Source organism: Pseudomonas extremaustralis, assembly GCF_900102035.1.
Lineage (GTDB): Bacteria > Pseudomonadota > Gammaproteobacteria > Pseudomonadales > Pseudomonadaceae > Aquipseudomonas > Aquipseudomonas extremaustralis.
Map to the genome: position 1 here is coordinate 50,866 of NZ_LT629689.1, position 19,977 is coordinate 70,842.

General features: G+C 61.8%; 18 protein-coding genes and 1 pseudogene. 9 read left to right on the plus strand and 10 right to left on the minus strand.

Going from position 1 to position 19,977, the window contains the following annotated elements:
* Window positions 1–8: 8 nt before the first annotated feature.
* Together BLR63_RS00270 and BLR63_RS00275 are read left to right on the plus strand one after the other, a co-directional pair.
* Window positions 9–1,025 carry an SDR family oxidoreductase gene (locus BLR63_RS00270; RefSeq protein ID WP_010563787.1) on the plus strand — a complete coding sequence of 339 codons (1,017 nt, stop codon included), beginning with the start codon at window positions 9–11 and terminating at the stop codon, window positions 1,023–1,025.
* A gap of 113 nt (window positions 1,026–1,138) precedes the next feature.
* On the plus strand, window positions 1,139–1,825 hold the full coding sequence (locus BLR63_RS00275; RefSeq protein ID WP_010563788.1) for an HAD-IA family hydrolase: 687 nt from the start codon (window positions 1,139–1,141) through the stop codon (window positions 1,823–1,825).
* A gap of 112 nt (window positions 1,826–1,937) precedes the next feature.
* On the opposite strand, the gene BLR63_RS00280 is transcribed toward BLR63_RS00275, so the two are convergent.
* The gene (locus tag BLR63_RS00280; RefSeq protein ID WP_010563789.1) at window positions 1,938–2,684 is read right to left on the minus strand and encodes a 3-oxoacyl-ACP reductase family protein; all 747 of its coding nucleotides are present in this window, start codon (window positions 2,682–2,684) and stop codon (window positions 1,938–1,940) included.
* Between the two features lie 126 nt (window positions 2,685–2,810).
* Between BLR63_RS00280 and BLR63_RS00285 the strand changes: the two genes are divergently transcribed.
* On the plus strand, window positions 2,811–3,734 hold the full coding sequence (locus tag BLR63_RS00285) for a LysR family transcriptional regulator (RefSeq protein WP_010563790.1): 924 nt from the start codon (window positions 2,811–2,813) through the stop codon (window positions 3,732–3,734).
* Between the two features lie 25 nt (window positions 3,735–3,759).
* On the opposite strand, the gene BLR63_RS00290 is transcribed toward BLR63_RS00285, so the two are convergent.
* From BLR63_RS00290 to rloA, 9 genes and pseudogenes are all read right to left on the minus strand, one after another.
* Complete coding sequence (locus tag BLR63_RS00290) at window positions 3,760–4,488, minus strand: aspartate/glutamate racemase family protein (protein WP_010563791.1); 729 nt, start codon at window positions 4,486–4,488, stop codon at window positions 3,760–3,762.
* A gap of 13 nt (window positions 4,489–4,501) precedes the next feature.
* Window positions 4,502–6,031: an NCS1 family nucleobase:cation symporter-1 gene (locus BLR63_RS00295; RefSeq protein WP_010563792.1), complete on the minus strand. Its 1,530-nt coding sequence runs from the start codon at window positions 6,029–6,031 to the stop codon at window positions 4,502–4,504.
* Window positions 6,032–6,438: 407 nt separating this feature from the next.
* Window positions 6,439–7,173 (minus strand): phosphoadenylyl-sulfate reductase, encoded by a 735-nt coding sequence (locus BLR63_RS00300; protein WP_010563793.1) that lies wholly within the window; start codon window positions 7,171–7,173, stop codon window positions 6,439–6,441.
* A gap of 184 nt (window positions 7,174–7,357) precedes the next feature.
* Window positions 7,358–7,714: a helix-turn-helix domain-containing protein gene (locus tag BLR63_RS00305; RefSeq protein ID WP_010563794.1), complete on the minus strand. Its 357-nt coding sequence runs from the start codon at window positions 7,712–7,714 to the stop codon at window positions 7,358–7,360.
* Window positions 7,714–8,016, minus strand: a pseudogene (locus BLR63_RS00310) (type II toxin-antitoxin system HigB family toxin). The gene BLR63_RS00305 and the pseudogene BLR63_RS00310 overlap by 1 nt, the downstream one beginning before the upstream one ends.
* Before the next feature lie 227 nt (window positions 8,017–8,243).
* The gene (gene pabB, locus BLR63_RS00315; protein WP_010563797.1) at window positions 8,244–9,587 is read right to left on the minus strand and encodes an aminodeoxychorismate synthase component I; all 1,344 of its coding nucleotides are present in this window, start codon (window positions 9,585–9,587) and stop codon (window positions 8,244–8,246) included.
* 99 nt (window positions 9,588–9,686) lie between these two features.
* Window positions 9,687–10,673, minus strand: coding sequence for an alpha-L-glutamate ligase-like protein (locus tag BLR63_RS00320; RefSeq protein WP_010563798.1), 987 nt, complete (start codon window positions 10,671–10,673; stop codon window positions 9,687–9,689).
* On the minus strand, window positions 10,673–12,205 hold the full coding sequence (rloB, locus tag BLR63_RS00325) for an osmotic stress tolerance membrane protein RloB (RefSeq protein WP_010563799.1): 1,533 nt from the start codon (window positions 12,203–12,205) through the stop codon (window positions 10,673–10,675). The genes BLR63_RS00320 and rloB overlap by 1 nt, the downstream gene beginning before the upstream one ends.
* 5 nt (window positions 12,206–12,210) lie before the next feature.
* The gene (rloA, locus tag BLR63_RS00330) at window positions 12,211–12,744 is read right to left on the minus strand and encodes a retropepsin-like aspartic peptidase RloA (protein ID WP_010563800.1); all 534 of its coding nucleotides are present in this window, start codon (window positions 12,742–12,744) and stop codon (window positions 12,211–12,213) included.
* A 272-nt stretch (window positions 12,745–13,016) separates the two neighbouring features.
* Here rloA and BLR63_RS00335 point away from each other — a divergent pair, with 272 nt between their 5' ends.
* The 6 genes from BLR63_RS00335 (at window position 13,017) to prpF (ending at window position 19,912) form a co-directional block, all read left to right on the plus strand.
* A complete protein-coding gene (locus BLR63_RS00335; RefSeq protein ID WP_010563801.1) occupies window positions 13,017–13,715 on the plus strand; it encodes a GntR family transcriptional regulator in 699 nt (232 codons plus the stop codon).
* 11 nt (window positions 13,716–13,726) lie between these two features.
* Complete coding sequence (gene prpB / locus BLR63_RS00340) at window positions 13,727–14,620, plus strand: methylisocitrate lyase (RefSeq protein WP_010563802.1); 894 nt, start codon at window positions 13,727–13,729, stop codon at window positions 14,618–14,620.
* Window positions 14,621–14,651: 31 nt separating this feature from the next.
* Window positions 14,652–14,813 carry a hypothetical protein gene (locus BLR63_RS30965; RefSeq protein WP_156791889.1) on the plus strand — a complete coding sequence of 54 codons (162 nt, stop codon included), beginning with the start codon at window positions 14,652–14,654 and terminating at the stop codon, window positions 14,811–14,813.
* On the plus strand, window positions 14,792–15,919 hold the full coding sequence (gene prpC, locus BLR63_RS00345; RefSeq protein WP_010563803.1) for a bifunctional 2-methylcitrate synthase/citrate synthase: 1,128 nt from the start codon (window positions 14,792–14,794) through the stop codon (window positions 15,917–15,919). The genes BLR63_RS30965 and prpC overlap by 22 nt, the downstream gene beginning before the upstream one ends.
* Window positions 15,920–16,115: 196 nt before the next feature.
* Window positions 16,116–18,710, plus strand: a complete 2,595-nt coding sequence (acnD, locus tag BLR63_RS00350) for a Fe/S-dependent 2-methylisocitrate dehydratase AcnD (protein WP_010563804.1) — start codon at window positions 16,116–16,118, stop codon at window positions 18,708–18,710.
* 11 nt (window positions 18,711–18,721) lie between these two features.
* The gene (gene prpF / locus BLR63_RS00355) at window positions 18,722–19,912 is read left to right on the plus strand and encodes a 2-methylaconitate cis-trans isomerase PrpF (protein WP_010563805.1); all 1,191 of its coding nucleotides are present in this window, start codon (window positions 18,722–18,724) and stop codon (window positions 19,910–19,912) included.
* The last annotated feature ends 65 nt before the right edge of the window (window positions 19,913–19,977 follow it).

Here is a 19,977-nt window from a genome sequence, read left to right on the forward strand (position 1 = left end):
AGACAGGCATGGACAAGGTATTGGTACTGGGCGCAACGGGCGGGATCGGTGGTGAAGTCGCGCGTCAGTTAGCCGCCGGCGGGTGGCAGGTCATAGCGCTGACCCGTGACGTGGAAAAGGCCCGCCGACAAAGCGGCGATTTCATCTGGGTACAGGGTGACGCAATGAACCGCGCCGACGTACTCGCGGCGGCCAGCGGTTGTTCGGTGATCGTGCACGGGGTCAACCCGCCCGGTTATCGCCGCTGGGCCGAGTTGGTGCTGCCGATGATCGATAACAGCATCGCAGCGGCTATTGCCGAAGGGTCGACGATCGTGTTGCCGGGTACCGTCTACAACTATGGGCCGGATGCGTTCCCGCTGGTCGACGAAGACGCGCCCCAGCACCCGCAGACCCGTAAAGGCGCGATTCGAGTCGAGATGGAACGGCGCTTGTTGGACGCATCGCAGCACGGTGCGCGGGTGTTGATTGTACGGGCCGGGGATTTCTTCGGCGCCAGGGCCGCCAATAGCTGGTTTTCCCAAGGGCTGGTCAAGCCAGGCAAGCCGGTGGGTACGGTGAGTTACCCAGGCGCTCCGGGCGTGGCGCACCAATGGGCGTATCTGCCGGATGTGGCGCGCACGATGGTGCAATTGCTGGAGCGTCGCGAAGGGCTGCCACCCTTTGCACGGTTTCATCTGGCCGGGCATGTGGATGCCGATGGTACCCAGATGGTCGAGGCTATCCGCCGAGTCGTCGCTCGCAGGACCGGGGCGCAACCGCGCGTAGGCAACTTCCCTTGGTGGCTGCTGAAGATGGCTGCGCCTTTTATCGTCACTTTCCGCGAACTGCAGGAGATGCGTTACCTGTGGCAGACCCCGCTGCTCCTCAATAACCATCGGCTCTTGCAAACCCTGGGCAACGAACCCCATACACCGCTGGATGAGGCGGTGGAGGCTACGTTGGTCGGCATGGGCAACCTGCCACTGCTGCATGATCCAGCGCAGAACGGCACGAACCGGATAAAAGCGCCGACCACGCGATAGAGCCTTGCGCGCGTTTCAAAAGGATAAACGCTGCGTCTAAAGGGTTGCTTGCGGGCAAGCGTGGCCGTTATTGTGCTGAATCCTTTTAGTCCTTCCCCCTGGGATCTGTTGTGATGAATGCACCGCGTACCGCTGTCCCGATCAAGGCCGTGATTTTCGATATGGACGGGTTGTTACTGGATACAGAAGGCATCTATACCGAAGTCACACAGATCATCGCCGAACGCTACGGTCGCGCCTACGATTGGGGCATCAAGCAGCACATCATCGGGCGTGGTGCCCAGGACTTGGCCGACTATGTGGTCAAGGCGCTGGATCTGCCGATCACGCCAGCGCAATTCCTGGAAATCCGCGAGCCGCTGATGAGCGAGCGTTTCCCCAAGGCCTTGGGCATGCCGGGGGCCGAGGTGCTGGTGCGGCACTTGAAGGCCCACAACATCCCGATTGCCGTGGGCACCAGTTCGTCGCGCCATTCGTTTGGCCACAAGACCACCCTGCACCGCGAGTGGTTCAGCCTGTTCGGCACCATCGTCACGGCCGATGACCCGGAAGTCGGCGCCGCCAAACCCGCGCCGGATATCTTCCTCACCGCCGCGCGTCGCCTGGGTGTGGCGCCGGAAGATTGCCTGGTGTTCGAAGATTCGCCGTTTGGCGTCACCGCTGCGAAAGCGGCCCGGATGACCGCCATTGCCGTGCCGGATGAAGCCATGGCCGACAGCAAGTATCACCATGCCGACCAGATCATCCGCAAGCTCGCGGACTTCGACCTGGCTGCCTACGGCCTGCCGCCTCTTTCCTGAACGCCCCCAGCCAGACAGGTGGGAGGGGGGCTTGCTCCCGATGACGGTATGACAGTCAGCATCTGTATCGACTGATCCACCGCTATCGGGAGCAAGCCCCCGCCCGCCGTTGTCAGGCGCTGAAGCCGCCATCGATGGTCAGGCTGGCACCGGTGATATAGCCCGCTTCCGGGCCGGCCAGATACGCCACGAAGCTGGCAATCTCTTCCACATGTCCGTAACGGCCCACCGCCATCAGCCCGATCAGGCTCTCGGCAAACTCACTGTTTGCCGGGTTCATGTCGGTGTCCACCGGCCCGGGCTGCACGTTATTGATGGTGATGCCCCGTGGCCCCAGGTCACGTGCGAGGCCTTTGGTCAGGCCCACCAGCGCCGCCTTGCTCATCGCGTAGGGGCCGCCACCGCCAAACGGCATGCGCTCGGCGTTGGTGCTGCCGATATTGATCACTCGTCCCCCTTCGCCCATGTGCCTGGCTGCTTCCTGGGTGGCGATAAACACGCTGCGCACGTTGATTGCCAGGGTCTGGTCGAAGTCTTCCAGGGTGAAGTCCTGCAGCGGTGCGATGGCCAGCACGCCGGCATTGTTCACCAGGATATCCAGGCGGCCGAAGGCTTCGACGGTGGCGTTGACTGCGTTGCGGATCGCCGTGGCATCGGCGCTGTCGGCTTGAATCGCCAGGGCTTTGCCGCCTTGGCTGATGACGCTGTTCTGCAATGCTTCAGCCTTGGCGGCCGAGCTGACGTAGGTAAAGGCAACGGCGGCACCCTGTGCGGCCAGGCGCTGGACGATGGCGGCGCCAATGCCGCGGGAACCGCCTTGAATCAACGCAACTTTGCCGCTGAGGTTTTGTGTGGTCATGTCGATCTCCTTGATGTTCAAGGCCCAATGCCTTGTTGATGGAGCCGAGTATCGACCTCGCCCGCACACACCGGTAGATCGCGATTGCTATAGTCTGTGTAAACCAAAAGTTTAGAGTGGGGTGGTATGGAGAGCTTTGGCAGTATCGAATGCTTCGTGCGCAGTGCCGAAGGCGGCAGCTTTGCCGAGGCGGCGCGGCACCTGAGCCTGACCCCGGCGGCCGTCGGCAAAAGCGTCGCCAAGCTGGAGGCGCGCCTTGGTGTACGCCTGTTCCAGCGCAGCACCCGACGCCTGACCCTGACAGAAGCCGGCAAAGTGTTCCTGCAGGAAGTCAGCGGCAGCCTTACCACTATCCAGAACGCCGTCGCCAACCTGGCCAGCGCCGAAGGGCGGCCAGTGGGTACGCTCAAGGTGAGCATGGGCACGGTGTTCGGCAATCGCTACGTGGTGCCGTTGTTGGGCGAGTTCATGCGGCGTTTCCCGGACATCAGCCCAGACTGGCATTTCGATAACCGCCAGGTCGACCTGATCGGCCAGGGCTTCGATGCGGCCATCGGCGGTGGGTTCGAACTGCCCCAGGGCGTGGTGGCGCGCAAGCTGGCACCGGCGCATCGGGTGCTGGTGGCGTCACCGCATTACCTGGCGCAGCGCCCGCCGGTGCTGGTGCCCGAAGACTTGTCGCGCTGCAAGGGCATCCTGATTCGCTCACCGCAAACCGGGCGTATACGCTCCTGGCAACTCACCAGTGGCGAACGCGAACAGCGCCCGCTGGTGCTCAAGCCCGGCATGACCATGAGCGACTCCGAAGCCGCCTGCTGCGCCAGTGCCCAAGGCCTGGGCATTGCACTGGTGAGCATGCCCATGGCCGTGCCGTTTCTGGACAGCGGCGCGGTGGTGCGCGTGCTGCCTGACTGGTACGTCGACGACGGCAATATCTCCCTCTACTACGCCGAGCACAAACTGCTGCCCGGCAAAACCCGGGCGTTTGTGGATTTCATCATCGAGCAGTTTGCCGAGCAGGGCTTGGGGCAAATATTCAGCGCGGTCTAAGCCCAGCGTCCTCCCGCGTCAGATTTTATTGTCCGAACTTGCCGGGCCAGCCAATGATGGTCTTCGGTCGTGGCGTCGCGTAAGTCCGAATCTTCGAGGTCGACAACCCCAGTCGCACCAGGGATTCGGCAATGGTCACCGCCGCCGTTACTCCGTCGACCACCGGCACGCCGGTGCGCTGGCGAATCCGTTCATCCAGCCCGGCCATGCCGCCGCAACCCAGGCAGATCACCTCGGCCTTGTCCTCGCGGATCGCCAGTTCCGCCTGGTGGACGATGGCTTCCATGGCTGCCAGCGGGTGTTCTTCCAGCTCCAGCACCGCCATGCCGCTGGCTCGCACCGAGGCGCAGCGCTGGTACAGGCCGGCGAGTTTCAGGCGGTCTTCGATCAGCGGTACGGTGCGATCCAGGGTGGTCACCACCGAATAGGCATGCCCCAGGAACATCGCGGTGCTGGCGGCCGCTTCGGTGATGTCCACCACTGGCACGTTCAACAGTTCCTGCAAACCTTCGCGGCCATGTTCGCCATAGCCGGCCTGGATCACTGCATCGAACGGCTGGTCGTAGGCCATCACCCGGTCCATCACCGCGATGGCGGCCAGGTAGCTTTCAAAATTGCCTTCTACCGAATCCGCGCCGAAGCGAGGCGTGAGCCCGACAATCTCGGTGCCCGGTGCCGCCACGGCCCGCGCTTGCCGGGCGATGGTGTCGGTGATGGATTCGGTGGTGTTGACGTTGACCACGAGGATACGCATGGAAGGTCCTTGATTAATGACTGACGTTATCGACTGCAATGCTTTCGCCGCTGACATCGGCGTAGAACGGCTGACGCTTGGCGATCAGCAGATAGAGTAGCCCTGCAATACCGGCGCCAAACAACCAGGAAAACGGCGAGACGCTGGCGAACCCTGGCAACAACGCTAGCAGGATGGCGATCATCGCCGCCGGAATAAACGCTGCCAGTGCACGCAAATTGACGCCACGGCTGTAGTAATAAACACCGTTCGGGTCTTCGCTGTACAGCTGCGGCACGTCCACCTGGCTTTTACGGATCAGCCAGTAATCGACCATGATCACTCCGTACAGCGGCCCCAGCAGCGCGCCAAGGCCAGAGAGGAAATACACGATCACCAGCGGGCTGTTATAGAGGTTCCACGGCAGGATCAGCACCGCCACGGTGGCGCTGATCAACCCGGCGCGGCGGAAGTTCAGGTACTTGGGCGCCAGGTTGCTCAGCACAAAGGCCGGCGCGACGAAGTTGGCCATGATGTTCACCGCCACGGTGACGATCAGGAATGCGAGGCAACCGAGCACGAGAAAAAAGGTGTTGGGGATGGCGGCGATGATTTCAGTCGGGCTTTCGATCACCCGGCCGTTGAGCTGGAATTGCCCGCCGCACAGCAGCACGGTGATGGCGGCAAAGACCAGGATATTCACCGGCAAGCCCCAGAAGTTGCCGACCAGGATGGTCTTGCGGCATGGCGAGGAGCGGGCGAAGTCGCAGAAGTTGAGGATCAACGTGCCGTAGATCGCCAGCCACAGCGCGCCGCCGGCAAAGATATTGCGCCACATCTCGGCGCCGCGCAGCGGTTCGCGGATCGACCAGGCGATGTTGCCGCCGGTCTGAAAGTACATCCAGCCGGCCAGCGCCGCGACGGTGAGCAAGATCACCGGCCCGGCGAAGCCTTCATAGCGGCGCACCATCTCCATCCCGTAGGCCAGGATCACCAGTTGCACGAACCAGATCGCCACAAAGCACACCCAGCCCAGGGTCGACAAACCCAGGATCGAGTTGTGGTCATAGTCGCCAAAGCCCGGATGAATCGCGGTCAGCAGCACGCGGAAAACCACCGAGGCCAGGTAGGTCTGGATCCCGAACCAGGCAATCGCAATCACGGCGCGGATCAGCGCCGGAATCTGTGCCCCATGAATACCAAAGCTGATACGGCTGATCACTGGAAACGGTACCCCGGTCTTTTGCCCCATATAGCCCGACAGGTTCATGAAGAAGTACACCAGCGCCGCGCCGATGCCCAGGGACAGCAGAATCTGCCAGCCACCCAGGCCCAGTGCGTACAGGCCGATGGCGAATGAGTAGTTGGCAATGTTGTGCACATCGTTGGTCCACAGCGCAAAGATGCTGTAGCGCCCCCAGCGTCGGCCTTCGACCTTGGTGGGCGCCAGGTCCTTGTTGTGCAGGCGCGGGCTGAGCGCCACCGGACCGGGGCCGGCGTCCTCGGGGTTCAGGGCGGAGGAGGGCAGATCCAGTGCGATGGTGTTCGAGAGGCTTGTACGCATTCCGGCAGGCTCCAGCGCATCTGCAGCAGCGCCGCGGATGGCAAAGTGTATGTAGGTTTTGTATTTATTGTATACAAAGCACTTTTCACCTTAAGCCACATGCGTGCCAGTTTTGGCTCTATAAAAAACCTGGGTAATTTCGTTTTGATAGGGGGATTGAATAAATCGCTGAATTTCAAGAGATATAAATTGACCGCTTGAACAGCTATTTATTTTTCGCTTGTAGGCGTGCGATTCGCCAGGCCAGGCGATGGCCGGGGAAGGTGTTACGTTATGGTGCGCGAGAATAAGGATTGCACACACAAATGGCACCGATGGTTACATGTGTGTGTACATATCTAATGGCAAACACAAAACAAAATGTGGGAGGGAGCAAGCCCCTTCCCACATGTTTTACTGCGTCAGCTTCAAGCCTTGCCGATGAGATTCCCGGCGTGCAGCCCGCATTCTTTCTGCGTGGCTTCTTCCCACCACCAACGGCCTTCGCGTTCGTGCTGGTTCGGCAGTACCGGACGGGTGCAGGGTTCGCAGCCGATGCTGATAAAACCGCGCTCATGCAGGCTGTTATACGGCAACTCCAGCATGCGGATATAACCCCAGACTTCTTCGCTGGTCATCTGCGCCAGCGGGTTGAATTTGTACAGGGTACGTTCCGGGGTGGAGAAGGCGGTGTCGATCTCCAATGCCGCCACTTGGCTGCGGGTGCCGGGGCTCTGGTCGCGGCGTTGGCCGGTGGCCCAGGCGCTCACGCCGGCAAGCTTGCGGCGCAGCGGCTCGATCTTGCGCACGCCGCAGCATTCGCCATGGCCGTCCTTATAGAAGCTGAACAGGCCTTTCTCCTTGACGAAGGGTTCCAGTCTGCTCTGGTCCGGCGAGATCAGTTCGATGTCGATCTTGTAGAACTCGCGCACCTGCTCGATGAACCGGTAGGTCTCCGGGTGCAGGCGGCCGGTGTCGAGGCTGAACACCTTGACGTTCTTGTTCAGCTTCCAGGCCATGTCCACCAGCACCACATCCTCGGCACCGCTGAAGGAAATCCACAGGTCATCGCCGAACTGGCTGAATGCCAGCTTGAGAATGTCCTGGGCAGACTTGTTGGCATAAGTCGTAGCGAGTTCAACAACGTCGAAAGCTTGGTTCATCAGGACGGTTCCTACAGGTCAGTGGCGCTGAGCGCTCTATAGGGGAGCGATGGTATCAAAATCCGCCCTGCGTTGCGGCGACGGGCTTGAATCCCTAGAGTTCGGCAGTCCTTTTGCTCGCTCAACCAACACTTCTGACCGCTCGTTGAGCCTGTAAGTCGTTCGCTGACGGCGGCCCGAGATCTCAGGCCCCGGTCAGCAACCGCTCATAAGGGATGCTCAAACCTTCATGCAGGCGCCTGATCATCGACAGGCTCAGCTTGCGCTTGCGGTTGAGCACTTCGGACACCCGGCCACTGGTGCCGATGAATGCCTCCAGGTCGCGTGCCGTCATACCGAGTTGCTCCATGCGAAAGCGGATGGCTTCCACCGGGTCCGACGGCGGCATTGGATAATGTTCGGTCTCATACTTTTCAATGAGTATTGCAAGAATTTCCAGCTCATCCCCCTCGGGCGAGCCGATTGGCGCTTCCCATATCTGTTCGACGCGTGCGAGCGCGGCGGTGAGGTCTTCTTGGGAATGTATGGGTTTGATGTTCATCACACGGTCTCCGCGTTGATCTGATCGTACTGTGCGTGGGTTCTCACGAAACGTATGAACCCAAGCTGGCGCTGATAATTGATCGCCATGATTACTCGCTATTTGTTGCCGCCCACATTGAATACAACCCTGCTGCCTTTGAGGATGCTCGCGGTTGCGAGCTCCGCCTTGAGCGCTTGCGGTGTTGAATATGCAGCCTTCTCCATATGGCGATACAACTCGACCAGCGGTGTTTTGGCGTCGATATAAGCTGGGTGGCTCTCCCAGAAGAGACGTAAGGTCGAGAACGCGATTATCCGCATGACTTCAACCTCCCAATTTGGGAGATGCTAGGCTCGCGCAAGTGCAGATGCAATCTTTGAAATATTTTCTGAGGAGTAAGCAATCGCTTCATGTGATCCTTCACAGACGGCGGGTGGACGGTCGAAGCCGGACGCTATCCTCCGGTTCATACCCCGTCCACAGCGGTTCTGATTCAGATTCTTTCCGCGGTCGAGCGCTGCTTTCCGAAGCCAGGAAGGGCGCGGCGTTACAGGCTTTCCAGGGTTTGTAACAAGACCCGCACCTTGGTCAGCGACTCCTGATACTCCGCCTCCCATTGCGAATCCGCCACAATCCCGCCGCCGCCCCAGCAGCACACCTGGCCATCCTTGACCAGCAAACTGCGGATGGCGATGGAGCTGTCCATCTCGCCGCGCACATCCAGATACACCAACGAACCGCAATACAGGCCGCGTCGGGTCGGTTCCAGTTCGTCGATGATCTGCATCGCACGGATCTTCGGCGCGCCGGTGATGGAACCGCCGGGAAAGCTGCCGGCGATCAGGTCGAGGGCGTCTTTGTCGTCGGCCAGTTCGCCGGTCACGCTGCTGACCAGGTGGTGCACGTTGGGGTAGGTTTCCAGGCTGAACAGCTCCGGCACGCTCACCGAACCGGTGCGGCAGGTGCGACCGAGGTCGTTGCGCAGCAGGTCGACGATCATCAGGTTCTCGGCGCGATCCTTGGGGCTGGCCAGCAGTTCGGCGGCGTTGGCGGCGTCTTCCGTGGGGGTGAGGCCTCGGGGGCGGGTGCCTTTGATCGGGCGGGTTTCGACCTGGCGCTGGCTGATGCGCACGAAACGCTCCGGCGACAGGCTCAGCACCGCGCCGTCATCCGGCAGGCTCTGGAACCCGGAAAATGGCGTCGGGCAGGCTTCGCGCAGGGCGCAATAGGCCACCCATGGATCGCCGCTGCACGCCGCACGGAAACGCTGGGTGAAGTTGACTTGGTAGCAGTCGCCCGCCTGGATGTAGTCGTGGATGCGGGCGATGGCCTGTGCGTAGGTCTGGGCGCTGATGTCCGGTGTCATCGGGCCGTGGAGCTTGAAGGTGGCCGCGGTAGCGGCGCCGGCTCGGCCGAACAGGCTGATCAGTCGCTGCCGCTCGCTATCGACCAGCGTCGGGTGAAACACCAGTTGGCTGGTCTGCGCCTGGTGATCGCTGACCAGGGCCCAGGCATACAGCCCGAAACGTGCGTCCGGCAGGTGCAGATCATCCACCGCCTGGTGCGGCAACGGTTCCAAGTGCCGGCCGAAGTCATAGCTCAGGTAACCGATCAGGCCGCCGGCGAACGGCAACGTATAGCCGGCTGGCAATGCCGCTTCACCCAACTGCGTCAGGTTTTCCCGCAGGCGTTGCAGGAACTCGCTGCCGCTCTCGTCAGGCCCCACCGTCAGCGTTACCAGTGGCCAGGCGCTGAGCAGGTCGTAACGGCCACGCTCGGCGGCCGGGCGACCGCTGTCGAGCAGCACCGCACCGGGCGCGTGACGAATCGCCGCAAAATACTCGGCGGGGTTGGCCCGATAGGGCAGTGGGTGTACGGAGCAGGTCGACATGCGGGGTGGATCAGCCGTTGGCATGGGGGAGGGGATTGTAGTCCCCCGTAGGATTTGGTCCTAGGGGGGATGTCGGGGATAGGCAGGTGGAAGGCTGGATCAGCCTGCTACGGGGGGAATATGTCCGAACATTTCCTGGGCGAACTTGACTCGCTCTTCCGGGGTTTGCGTCACCCCCGCCGCCTTCAACGCTTCCAGGTGCGCCTCCACCGCATGGGTGCGCAGGGTCAGGCCGCAGTCGTTGGCGATCTGGATATTCAGCCCCGGCCGCGCATTCAGTTCAAGGATCAGTGGGCCTTTCTCCTGGTCCAGCACCATGTCCACGCCGATATAGCCCAGCCCGCACAGCTCATAGCAGCCGGCCGCGAGTTTCATGAAACCGTCCCAATAGGGCAGTTGCACGCCATCCACCGCGTTGGTGGTGTCGGGGTGTTTGGTGATGATGTTGTTCAGCCAGGTGCCGCGCAGGGTCAGGCCGGTGGCCAGGTCGACGCCCACGCCGATCGCGCCCTGGTGCAGGTTGGCCTTGCCGCCGGACTGGCGGGTCGGCAAGCGCAGCATGGCCATCACCGGGTAGCCCATCAGCACGATGATGCGGATGTCCGGCACGCCTTCGTAGCTGATGCTCTTGAAGATCTGGTCGGGCACCACGCGGTACTCGATCAGCGCACGGTCGCGGTGGCCGCCCAGGGAGTAAAGGCCGGTGAGGATGCTGGAGATCTGATGCTCGATCTCCTCATGGCTGATGATCTTGCCGGACACGGTGCGATAACGCCCCTCGAAGCGGTCGGCGATGACGAGGATGCCGTCACCGCCGGCGCCCTGGGCCGGTTTGATCACGAAGTCGCTGCGGCCGCCGATGATCTCGTCGAGCTTGTCGATTTCCTTCTCGGTGGAGATCACCCCGTACATCTGCGGCACATGGATGCCGGCGGCCAATGCGCGCTCCTTGGTGATGATCTTGTCATCCACGATCGGGTACAGGCTGCGCTTGTTGTACTTGAGCACATAGTCGGCATTACGCCGGTTGATGCCCATGATCCCCCGCGCTTCCAGGGCCTTCCAGGTCTTCCAGAGGCCGAACATTACGAGTCAGCCTTCACGAAGGCTTTGAAACGCATCAGTTCAGTCAGGCGATAGCCGCGATAGCGCCCCATGGCCAGCATGAAGCCCACCAGGATCAGCAGGACGGCCGGGAAGGTGAACACAAAGTAGACCAGCTCCGGCACGCTCATGATCAGGTGCGCCAGGGATGCCGCGAACAGCGTGCCAATCGCCACTTTCAGCGCATGGCTGGCGCCGCGTTCTTCCCAGGTGATCGACAGGCGTTCGATGGTCATGGTCAGGATCACCATCGGGAACAGCGCCACCGACAGCCCGCGTTCCAGCCCCAGTTTATGGCTGAACAGGCTGATGGCCGCGATCAGCACCACGACGAAGGTCAGCACCACCGACAATCTCGGCAGCATCTGCAACTTCAGGTGTTCCAGGTACGACCTGAGGGACAAGCCCAGCGCGGTAATAATGGTGAACAGCACAATCCCGAAGCCCAGTTGCGTCTCGCGGAACGCCAGGGCGATCAGCACCGGCGTGAAGGTACCCAGGGTCTGCAGGCCGATCAGGTTGCGCAGGATCAGGATCACCAGCACGCCGATCGGGATCATCACCATGATCATGAAGGTCTGCTGGGTCTGCAGCGGCAGGCCATACAGCGAGTATTCGAGGAAGTTGGCGTCGGTGTTTTCGTCGGTCAGCTTGGCCAGGCGAATGGCGTTCATTTCGCTGTTGTTCAGGCTGAAGGTGACCATGGCTTTCTTGCCGCCATCGACGGTGATCAGGTTCTCGTCGCCGGTCCACCACAGCAGGCGGTCGGCGGGCAGGCCTTGTTCGCCGGTTTCCGGGTTGAAGTACAGCCAGTCGCTGCCATTGAAGCTGCGCAGCCACAGTTCCGGGGTTTGCGGCTGGTCGGCCACCAGGCGCAGGGTGTGGACTTTTTCCACCGGCACATGGGCAATGGACAACAGCAGTTCGACGATCTTGGCCTTGTGCGGGATCGACGGATCGCCGGCCAGCAGCAGCTTGACGTTGTCGTCGTTGAGGTTGTTAGTGCGCTTGATCGCCTCGCTGATAAAGGTCTCGACGTCGGCCGAGTGCTGGCGGATCGGTGCGAGCAGGGCTTCGGCGGCGATTTTTTCCGGGCCTTCGACAGCGATGCTGTCGCGGAAGGTCGGGCCCTTGACCTTGACCTTTTCGCCGCTGTAACGCTTGGTCAGCACCAGGCGGTAATACAGGGTCTGGTTGCCCTTGGCGCGGCGCGCCGACCAGGTGACCTTGCGGTTGCCGTCGATGCGGTTGACGCTCACCCCGTAGTTATTGGAGATGAAACTCTCGTTGAGGCTGACGAAATCGCGGCTCAGCGGCGGCACGAACATCTGGACCTTCACCGGGTCCTTGGGGTTGGCGACGAACTCGACCTTGGCGTCGATGTTCCACAAGTCGTCGGTGGCGTCTTCAGTGACAGGGATGCCCAGCACGAAGATCTGGTAGGCGGTGACCGAAATCCCCAGCACCACCAGGATGGCGATGAGGATTCTCAGGTGCAGGGTCAGAGAGCGCATTCGGTTTACTCGGCGGTATGAGCGTCGGCGGCGCAGGCGGGTTTGCCTGCTGCATATTTAAGACTGGGGTCGACCAGCGCATCAAAGCGTTTCAACGCTTCGGAGCCGATCAGCAGCGGGTATTGAAAGGCGCTGCGGTCAGTCAAGTTCACTTCGATGCTGCGTAAAGCGGTACCCATGCAGATATCCAGCGCGATCACTGGACGGGCTGTGTAGTTCTTGTCCTCATCGGGGTCGTAATCACCGGCGCGACGCTTGATCTTGCTGACGCGGGCCAGGGGGCGTTCGATGGGGTGGGAATGGGCGGCGTCGATGGCCAGGTAGAAGCGTACCCAGGACTCGCCGTTGCGCTTGAAACGCTTGATGTCGCGGGCGCTGAGGGAGGCGGTCTTGGCGCCGGTGTCCAGTTTGGCGGCGACTTCCAGGTCGATGTCGGCCAACTTGGCGTATTCGTTGAGACCATACACGGTCTTCTCGGCGGCAACGCCAAGACCGGGGATGAACAGTAGGCAGAACAGGGGGAAGGGCTTGAGTCTCATAGATCCTGAGGCGGTGCAGTGCGATGTTCAATTCAAGGCGACTGGCATTGCTGCGCAAGCTCCCTCGTGCGCCGTTTCATCTAGCGATGTCAGGCAAATGCGGCGTGCATTCTAACATGATGCTTTTTTGGCGCCAGCGCTGGCAGCCCGCCATGCCCAGACGGACCGATGGGAAGGTTATTAGACGATTGTCGACAATGTTGATTTATTCTTTGACTAACAGGGCCTGATTGGCTAGTTTTTGCCACATTGCTTTTAAAGGTGTCGACAATATGCTGGATCAACTGGAAAACCCAGTGATGGCGCAGGACGATTCCCAGACGATGTCCGAGAACGTCTTTAGGCGTATACAGGCCGCCATCGTCAAGGGCGAAATCGCCCCCGGCAGCAAGATTTCCGAACCGGAACTGGCGCGCACCTATGGCATCAGCCGCGGCCCGCTGCGCGAGGCGATCCATCGTCTGGAAGGCCAGCGCCTGCTGGTGCGCGTCCCCCATGTCGGCGCCAGAGTGGTGTCCTTGAGCCACGCCGAGCTGATCGAACTCTATGAAATCCGCGAATCCCTGGAAGGCATGGCCTGTCGCCTGGCCGCCGAGCGCATGACCGACGCGGAGATCGACGAACTGCGCCAGGTGTTGCACACCCATGAGCGCGACGAAGCGTTCCAGGCCGGTGTTGGCTACTACCAGCAGGAAGGCGACTTCGATTTTCATTACCGGATAATTCAAGGCGCCCGTAATCGCACCCTGACCCAAATGCTCTGCGGCGAGCTGTATCAATTGGTGCGCATGTACCGCATCCAGTTCTCCGCTACCCCGAATCGTCCACGCCAGGCCTTTGCCGAGCATCACCGGATTCTTGACGCGATTGCCGATCGCGACGGTGAGTTGGCCGAACTGTTGATGCGCCGTCACATAGGCGCTTCCAAACGCAACATCGCCCGTCACTTCCCGGACGGCGCTCCCCAATAACGAGGTGAGTCATGAGTTCTAACATTAAGAGCACCCCAGGCCAGCGTTTCCGTGACGCAGTCGCCAGCGAACAGCCGTTGCAGGTCGTCGGTACGATCAACGCCAACCATGCCTTGCTGGCCAAGCGCGCCGGTTTCAAGGCGATCTACCTGTCGGGTGGCGGGGTTGCCGCCGGTTCGCTGGGCGTGCCGGACCTGGGGATCACCGGCCTGGACGACGTGCTGACCGACGTACGCCGCATCACTGACGTCTGCGACCTGCCACTGCTGGTGGACGTGGACACCGGCTTCGGTTCCTCGGCGTTCAACGTAGCGCGCACCGTCAAGTCGATGATCAAGTTCGGCGCCGCCGCCATCCATATCGAAGACCAGGTCGGTGCCAAGCGCTGCGGCCATCGTCCGAACAAAGAGATCGTGTCCCAGCAAGAAATGGTCGACCGCATCAAGGCCGCCGTGGACGCGCGCACCGATGACAGCTTCGTGATCATGGCGCGTACCGATGCCCTGGCCGTCGAAGGCCTGGAGTCCGCTTTGGAGCGGGCTGCCGCGTGCATCGAAGCCGGCGCCGACATGGTGTTCCCGGAAGCCATCACCGAACTGGACATGTACAAGCTGTTCGCCGCCCGTGTGAAAGCGCCGATCCTGGCTAACATCACCGAATTCGGCGCGACCCCGCTGTACACCACCGAACAGTTGAAATCTGCCGATGTTTCCCTGGTGCTGTACCCGCTCTCGGCCTTCCGTGCCATGAACAAGGCCGCCGAGAACGTCTACACCGCGATCCGTCGCGACGGTACCCAACAGAACGTGATCGACACCATGCAGACCCGCATGGAGCTTTACGATCGCATCGACTATCACACCTTCGAGCAGAAGCTCGACGCGCTGTTTGCCGCGAAGAAATAGAAGCTGGTCATCCAGCTGTAGGAGAGCGGGCTTGCCCGCGAAGATCGTCAACGATAACGCGGGAAAGCTGGATAAACGCGCTGGCCGTAGGTTTTTTCGCGAGCAAGCTCGCTCCTACAGGGATGGGGTCAACGAAGGCTTCCCTGATAAATACAAGATTGGAGAACAGACATGGCTGAAGCAAAAGTACTGAGTGGTGCCGGCCTGCGTGGCCAAGTGGCCGGGCAGACCGCACTGTCCACCGTGGGCCAGGCCGGTGCCGGCCTGACCTATCGCGGCTACGACGTGCGCGAACTGGCTGCCGATGCGCAGTTCGAAGAAGTCGCCTACCTGCTGCTGTACGGCGAACTGCCGACCAAAACCGAACTGGCGGCCTACACCGCCAAACTGAGCAAACTGCGCGACCTGCCCCTGGCCTTGAAAGAAGTGCTGGAACGCATCCCCGCCGACGCCCACCCGATGGACGTGATGCGCACCGGTTGCTCGTTCCTCGGCAATCTTGAGCCGGAACAGGACTTCAGCGCACAACGCGATGTCACCGACCGCCTGCTCGCCGCCTTCCCGGCGATCATGTGCTACTGGTACCGCTTCAGCCACGACGGCAAGCGCATCGACTGCGTGACCGACGAGCCAAGCATCGGCGCGCACTTCCTGCATCTGCTGCATGGCAAGAAGCCGAGCGAGCTGCATGAAAAAGTCATGAACGTGTCGTTGATCCTCTACGCCGAGCACGAGTTCAACGCCTCGACTTTCACCGCGCGGGTATGTGCCTCGACCTTGTCCGACCTGTATTCGTGCATCACCGCTGCCATCGGCTCGCTGCGCGGCCCGCTGCACGGCGGCGCCAACGAAGCTGCGATGGAAATGATCGAGCGCTTCTTGTCGGCAGAGGACGCCGTCGACGGCACCCTCGCCATGCTGGCGCGCAAGGACAAGATCATGGGCTTCGGCCACGCGATCTACAAAGACTGCGACCCACGCAATGAAGTGATCAAGGGCTGGTCGAAACTGCTCGCCGACGAAGTGGACGACAAGGTGTTGTTCCCAGTCTCCGAAGCCATCGACAGAGTCATGTGGGAACAGAAGAAGTTGTTCCCCAACGCCGACTTCTACCATGCCTCGGCGTACCACTTCATGGGCATCCCGACCAAGCTGTTCACGCCGATCTTCGTGTGCTCGCGCCTGACCGGCTGGGCTGCCCACGTGTTCGAACAGCGCGCCAACAACCGCATCATCCGTCCAAGCGCCGACTACATCGGCGTCGAACAGCGCAAGTTCGTTCCAATCGAACGTCGCTGAATGAGGAGACCGCCGATCCCTGGCTGGAAACCCGATTAAACAGGTGGGAGGGGGCTTGCTCCCGATAGCGGTAGCAGTTGTTGCTGTGTTGAATGACACACCGCAATCGGGAGCAAGCCCCCCTCCCACATTTGGATCGCGTTCCTGCTTCGGATCAGTCGGCTTCTTTTGTAATTACCGTGACCGAGTCCTGACGATGAACACTGAATTTCGCAAACAACTCCCTGGCAGCCGCCTGGATTTCTTCGACGCCCGCGCGGCAGTCGATGCAATCAAGCCCGGTGCCTACGCCACGTTGCCCTACACCTCCCGCGTCCTTGCGGAAAACCTCGTGCGCCGTTGCGACCCGGCCACCCTCAATGCGTCCCTGAGCCAACTGATCGAGCGCAAGCGCGACCTCGACTTCCCGTGGTTCCCGGCGCGTGTGGTGTGCCATGACATCCTTGGCCAGACCGCCCTGGTGGACCTCGCCGGCCTGCGCGACGCCATCGCCCTGCAAGGCGGCGACCCGGCCCAGGTCAACCCGGTGGTGCCGACCCAACTGATCGTCGACCACTCGTTGGCCGTCGAAGCCGGTGGTTTCGACCCGAAAGCGTTCGAGAAAAACCGCGCCATCGAAGACCGTCGCAACGAAGACCGCTTCCACTTTATCGAGTGGACTAAAAAAGCCTTCAAGAACGTCGATGTGATCCCGCCGGGCAACGGCATCATGCACCAGATCAACCTGGAGAAAATGTCTCCGGTGATCCAGGTGCGTGACGGCGTGGCCTTCCCCGACACCTGCGTCGGCACCGACAGCCACACCCCGCACGTGGATGCCCTGGGCGTGATCGCCATCGGCGTCGGCGGCCTCGAAGCCGAGAGCGTGATGCTCGGCCGCGCCTCGTGGATGCGCCTGCCGGAAAGCGTCGGCGTGGAGCTGACGGGCAAGCTGCAACCTGGCATCACCGCTACCGACATGGTGCTGGCGCTGACCGAGTTCCTGCGTCAGCAGAAAGTCGTGGGCGCATGGCTGGAGTTCTTTGGCGAAGGTGCCTCGGCACTGACCCTGGGCGACCGCGCGACCATCTCCAACATGGCCCCGGAATACGGCGCGACCGCGGCGATGTTCTACATCGACCAGCAGACCATCGCCTACCTGAAACTCACCGGCCGTGAAGACGAGCAAGTCGCCCTGGTCGAGCAATACGCCCGCCAGACCGGCCTGTGGGCCGACGACCTCAAAGGCGCGAAATACGAGCGCGGCCTGACTTTCGACCTGTCCAGCGTCGTGCGCAACATGGCCGGCCCGAGCAACCCGCACGCCCGCGTCGCCACCAGCGACCTCGCTGCCAAAGGCATCTCCGGCAAGTGGGAGGAAGTACCGGGGCAAATGCCCGACGGTGCGGTCATCATTGCTGCGATCACCAGCTGCACCAACACCAGCAACCCGCGCAACGTAATCGCCGCCGGCCTGTTGGCGCGCAACGCCAACAAACTGGGGCTGACCCGCAAGCCGTGGGTCAAGTCGTCCCTGGCGCCCGGTTCGAAAACCGTGGCCATGTACCTGGAAGAAGCCGGCCTTGGCCACGAACTGGAAAAACTCGGTTTCGGCGTGGTGGCCTTCGCCTGCACCACCTGCAACGGCATGTCCGGTGCGCTCGACCCGGTGATCCAGCAAGAAATCATCGACCGCGACCTGTACGCCACCGCCGTGTTGTCGGGTAACCGCAACTTCGACGGTCGTATCCACCCATATGCCAAGCAAGCGTTCCTGGCTTCGCCGCCGCTGGTGGTGGCCTACGCGATTGCCGGCACCATCCGTTTCGACATCGAGAAGGACGTGCTGGGCCTCGACGCCAACGGCAAGGAAATCCGCCTGAAAGACATCTGGCCGAGCGACGAAGAAATCGACGCGGTGGTCAAGGCGTCTGTCAAGCCGGAGCAGTTCCGCAAGGTGTATATCCCGATGTTCGCGATCCACGAAGACACCGGCCCGAAAGTCGCGCCGCTGTATGAGTGGCGCCCGCAAAGCACCTATATCCGCCGTCCGCCGTACTGGGAAGGCGCACTGGCCGGTGCACGTCCGCTCAAGGGCATGCGTCCGCTGGCGGTACTGCCGGACAACATCACCACCGATCACCTGTCGCCATCCAACGCGATCATGCTCGACAGCGCCGCCGGCGAATACCTGGCGAAAATGGGCCTGCCGGAAGTCGACTTCAACTCCTACGCGACCCACCGTGGCGACCACTTGACCGCGCAGCGTGCGACGTTCGCCAACCCGAAACTGTTCAACGAAATGGTCGTCGAGAACGGCAAGGTCAAGCAGGGTTCCCTGGCGCGCATCGAGCCGGAAGGCAAGGTTACGCGCATGTGGGAAGCCATCGAAACCTACATGGAACGCAAGCAGCCGCTGATCATCATCGCCGGCGCCGACTACGGTCAGGGTTCGTCCCGCGACTGGGCAGCCAAGGGTGTACGCCTGGCGGGTGTGGAAGCGATCGCTGCCGAAGGGTTCGAACGTATCCACCGCACCAACCTGGTGGGCATGGGCGTGTTGCCGCTGGAGTTCCTGCCGGGCACCGACCGTCACACCCTGAAAATCGACGGCAGCGAAACCTATGACGTGGTCGGTGAACGCACCCCGCGTGCACAGTTGACCCTGGTGATCACCCGCAAGAACGGCGAACGTGTCGAAGTGCCGGTGACCTGCCGTCTGGACACTGCTGAAGAAGTGTCGATCTACGAGGCGGGCGGCGTGTTGCAACGTTTTGCCCAGGACTTCCTGGAATCGGCGGCGACCGCCTGAAGGGGATAACCATGGCACACGTACCGCAAATCAAGATCCCCGCCACCTACATGCGTGGCGGCACCAGCAAGGGTGTGTTTTTCAGCCTCCAGGACCTGCCCGTGTCGGCGCAGGTCCCGGGTGCCGCACGCGACGCCCTGCTGTTGCGGGTGATCGGCAGCCCCGATCCCTATGACAAACAGATCGACGGCATGGGCGGCGCAACGTCCAGCACCAGCAAAACCGTGATCCTCGCCAAAAGTACCCGCGCCGATCACGACGTGGACTACCTGTTCGGCCAGGTCTCCATCGACAAGCCGTTCGTCGACTGGAGCGGCAACTGCGGCAACCTGTCGGCGGCGGTGGGTTCCTTCGCCATCAGCGCGGGCCTGGTCGACCCGGCCCGCGTGCCGCGCAACGGCGTGGCCGTGGTGCGGATCTGGCAGGCCAACATCGGCAAGACCATCATCGCCCACGTGCCGATCACCGACGGTGCGGTGCAGGAAACCGGCGACTTCGAGCTCGATGGCGTGACCTTCCCGGCCGCCGAAGTGCAGTTGGAATTCCTCGACCCGGCCGCCGAAGAAGAGGGCGGCGGTGGTTCGATGTTCCCCACCGGCAACCTGATCGACGACCTGGAGGTGCCGGGCATCGGCACCTTCAAGGCCACGCTGATCAACGCTGGTATCCCGACGATCTTCATCAATGCCGAAGACCTGGGCTACACCGGTACCGAGCTGCAAGGCGCGATCAACAGCGACCCCAAGGCCCTGGCGATGTTCGAGACCGTGCGGGCCTATGGCGCGTTGCGCATGGGCTTGATCAAGCACCTGGACGAAGCCGCCCAGCGTCAGCACACGCCGAAGATCGCGTTCGTGGCCAAGCCTGCGGATTACGTGGCTTCCAGCGGCAAGGCGATCAAGGCCGGTGATGTGGATCTGCTGGTGCGCGCGCTGTCCATGGGCAAGCTGCACCACGCCATGATGGGCACCGCAGCGGTGGCGATCGGCACGGCTGCGGCGATTTCCGGGACTTTGGTCAACCTCGCGGCGGGCGGCATCGAACGTAATGCGGTGCGCTTCGGGCATCCGTCCGGCACCTTGCGCGTCGGCGCCGAAGCCACCCAGGTGAACGGCGAATGGGTGGTGAAGAAAGCCATCATGAGTCGCAGCGCGCGGGTGCTGATGGAAGGCTGTGTACGCGTTCCAGGCGACGCGTTCTAAAACCCAACACCAATCCCTGTGGGAGGGGGCTTGCCCCCGATAGCGGTGTACCAGTCGACACATTC

What these genes read in the sequence shown, in the direction of transcription:
- BLR63_RS00280 (WP_010563789.1), bottom strand. Translation starts at nt 2,684, where the DNA reads ATGACCACACAAAACCTCAGCGGCAAAGTTGCGTTGATTCAAGGCGGT.
- BLR63_RS00290 (WP_010563791.1), bottom strand. Translation starts at nt 4,488, where the DNA reads ATGCGTATCCTCGTGGTCAACGTCAACACCACCGAATCCATCACCGAC.
- BLR63_RS00335 (WP_010563801.1), top strand. Translation starts at nt 13,017, where the DNA reads ATGCTGGATCAACTGGAAAACCCAGTGATGGCGCAGGACGATTCCCAG.
- BLR63_RS00300 (WP_010563793.1), bottom strand. Translation starts at nt 7,173, where the DNA reads ATGAACCAAGCTTTCGACGTTGTTGAACTCGCTACGACTTATGCCAAC.
- BLR63_RS00305 (WP_010563794.1), bottom strand. Translation starts at nt 7,714, where the DNA reads ATGAACATCAAACCCATACATTCCCAAGAAGACCTCACCGCCGCGCTC.
- rloA (WP_010563800.1), bottom strand. Translation starts at nt 12,744, where the DNA reads ATGAGACTCAAGCCCTTCCCCCTGTTCTGCCTACTGTTCATCCCCGGT.
- acnD (WP_010563804.1), top strand. Translation starts at nt 16,116, where the DNA reads ATGAACACTGAATTTCGCAAACAACTCCCTGGCAGCCGCCTGGATTTC.
- BLR63_RS00285 (WP_010563790.1), top strand. Translation starts at nt 2,811, where the DNA reads ATGGAGAGCTTTGGCAGTATCGAATGCTTCGTGCGCAGTGCCGAAGGC.
- rloB (WP_010563799.1), bottom strand. Translation starts at nt 12,205, where the DNA reads ATGCGCTCTCTGACCCTGCACCTGAGAATCCTCATCGCCATCCTGGTG.
- prpF (WP_010563805.1), top strand. Translation starts at nt 18,722, where the DNA reads ATGGCACACGTACCGCAAATCAAGATCCCCGCCACCTACATGCGTGGC.
- BLR63_RS00295 (WP_010563792.1), bottom strand. Translation starts at nt 6,031, where the DNA reads ATGCGTACAAGCCTCTCGAACACCATCGCACTGGATCTGCCCTCCTCC.
- prpB (WP_010563802.1), top strand. Translation starts at nt 13,727, where the DNA reads ATGAGTTCTAACATTAAGAGCACCCCAGGCCAGCGTTTCCGTGACGCA.
- pabB (WP_010563797.1), bottom strand. Translation starts at nt 9,587, where the DNA reads ATGTCGACCTGCTCCGTACACCCACTGCCCTATCGGGCCAACCCCGCC.
- BLR63_RS00270 (WP_010563787.1), top strand. Translation starts at nt 9, where the DNA reads ATGGACAAGGTATTGGTACTGGGCGCAACGGGCGGGATCGGTGGTGAA.
- BLR63_RS00275 (WP_010563788.1), top strand. Translation starts at nt 1,139, where the DNA reads ATGAATGCACCGCGTACCGCTGTCCCGATCAAGGCCGTGATTTTCGAT.
- BLR63_RS00320 (WP_010563798.1), bottom strand. Translation starts at nt 10,673, where the DNA reads ATGTTCGGCCTCTGGAAGACCTGGAAGGCCCTGGAAGCGCGGGGGATC.
- prpC (WP_010563803.1), top strand. Translation starts at nt 14,792, where the DNA reads ATGGCTGAAGCAAAAGTACTGAGTGGTGCCGGCCTGCGTGGCCAAGTG.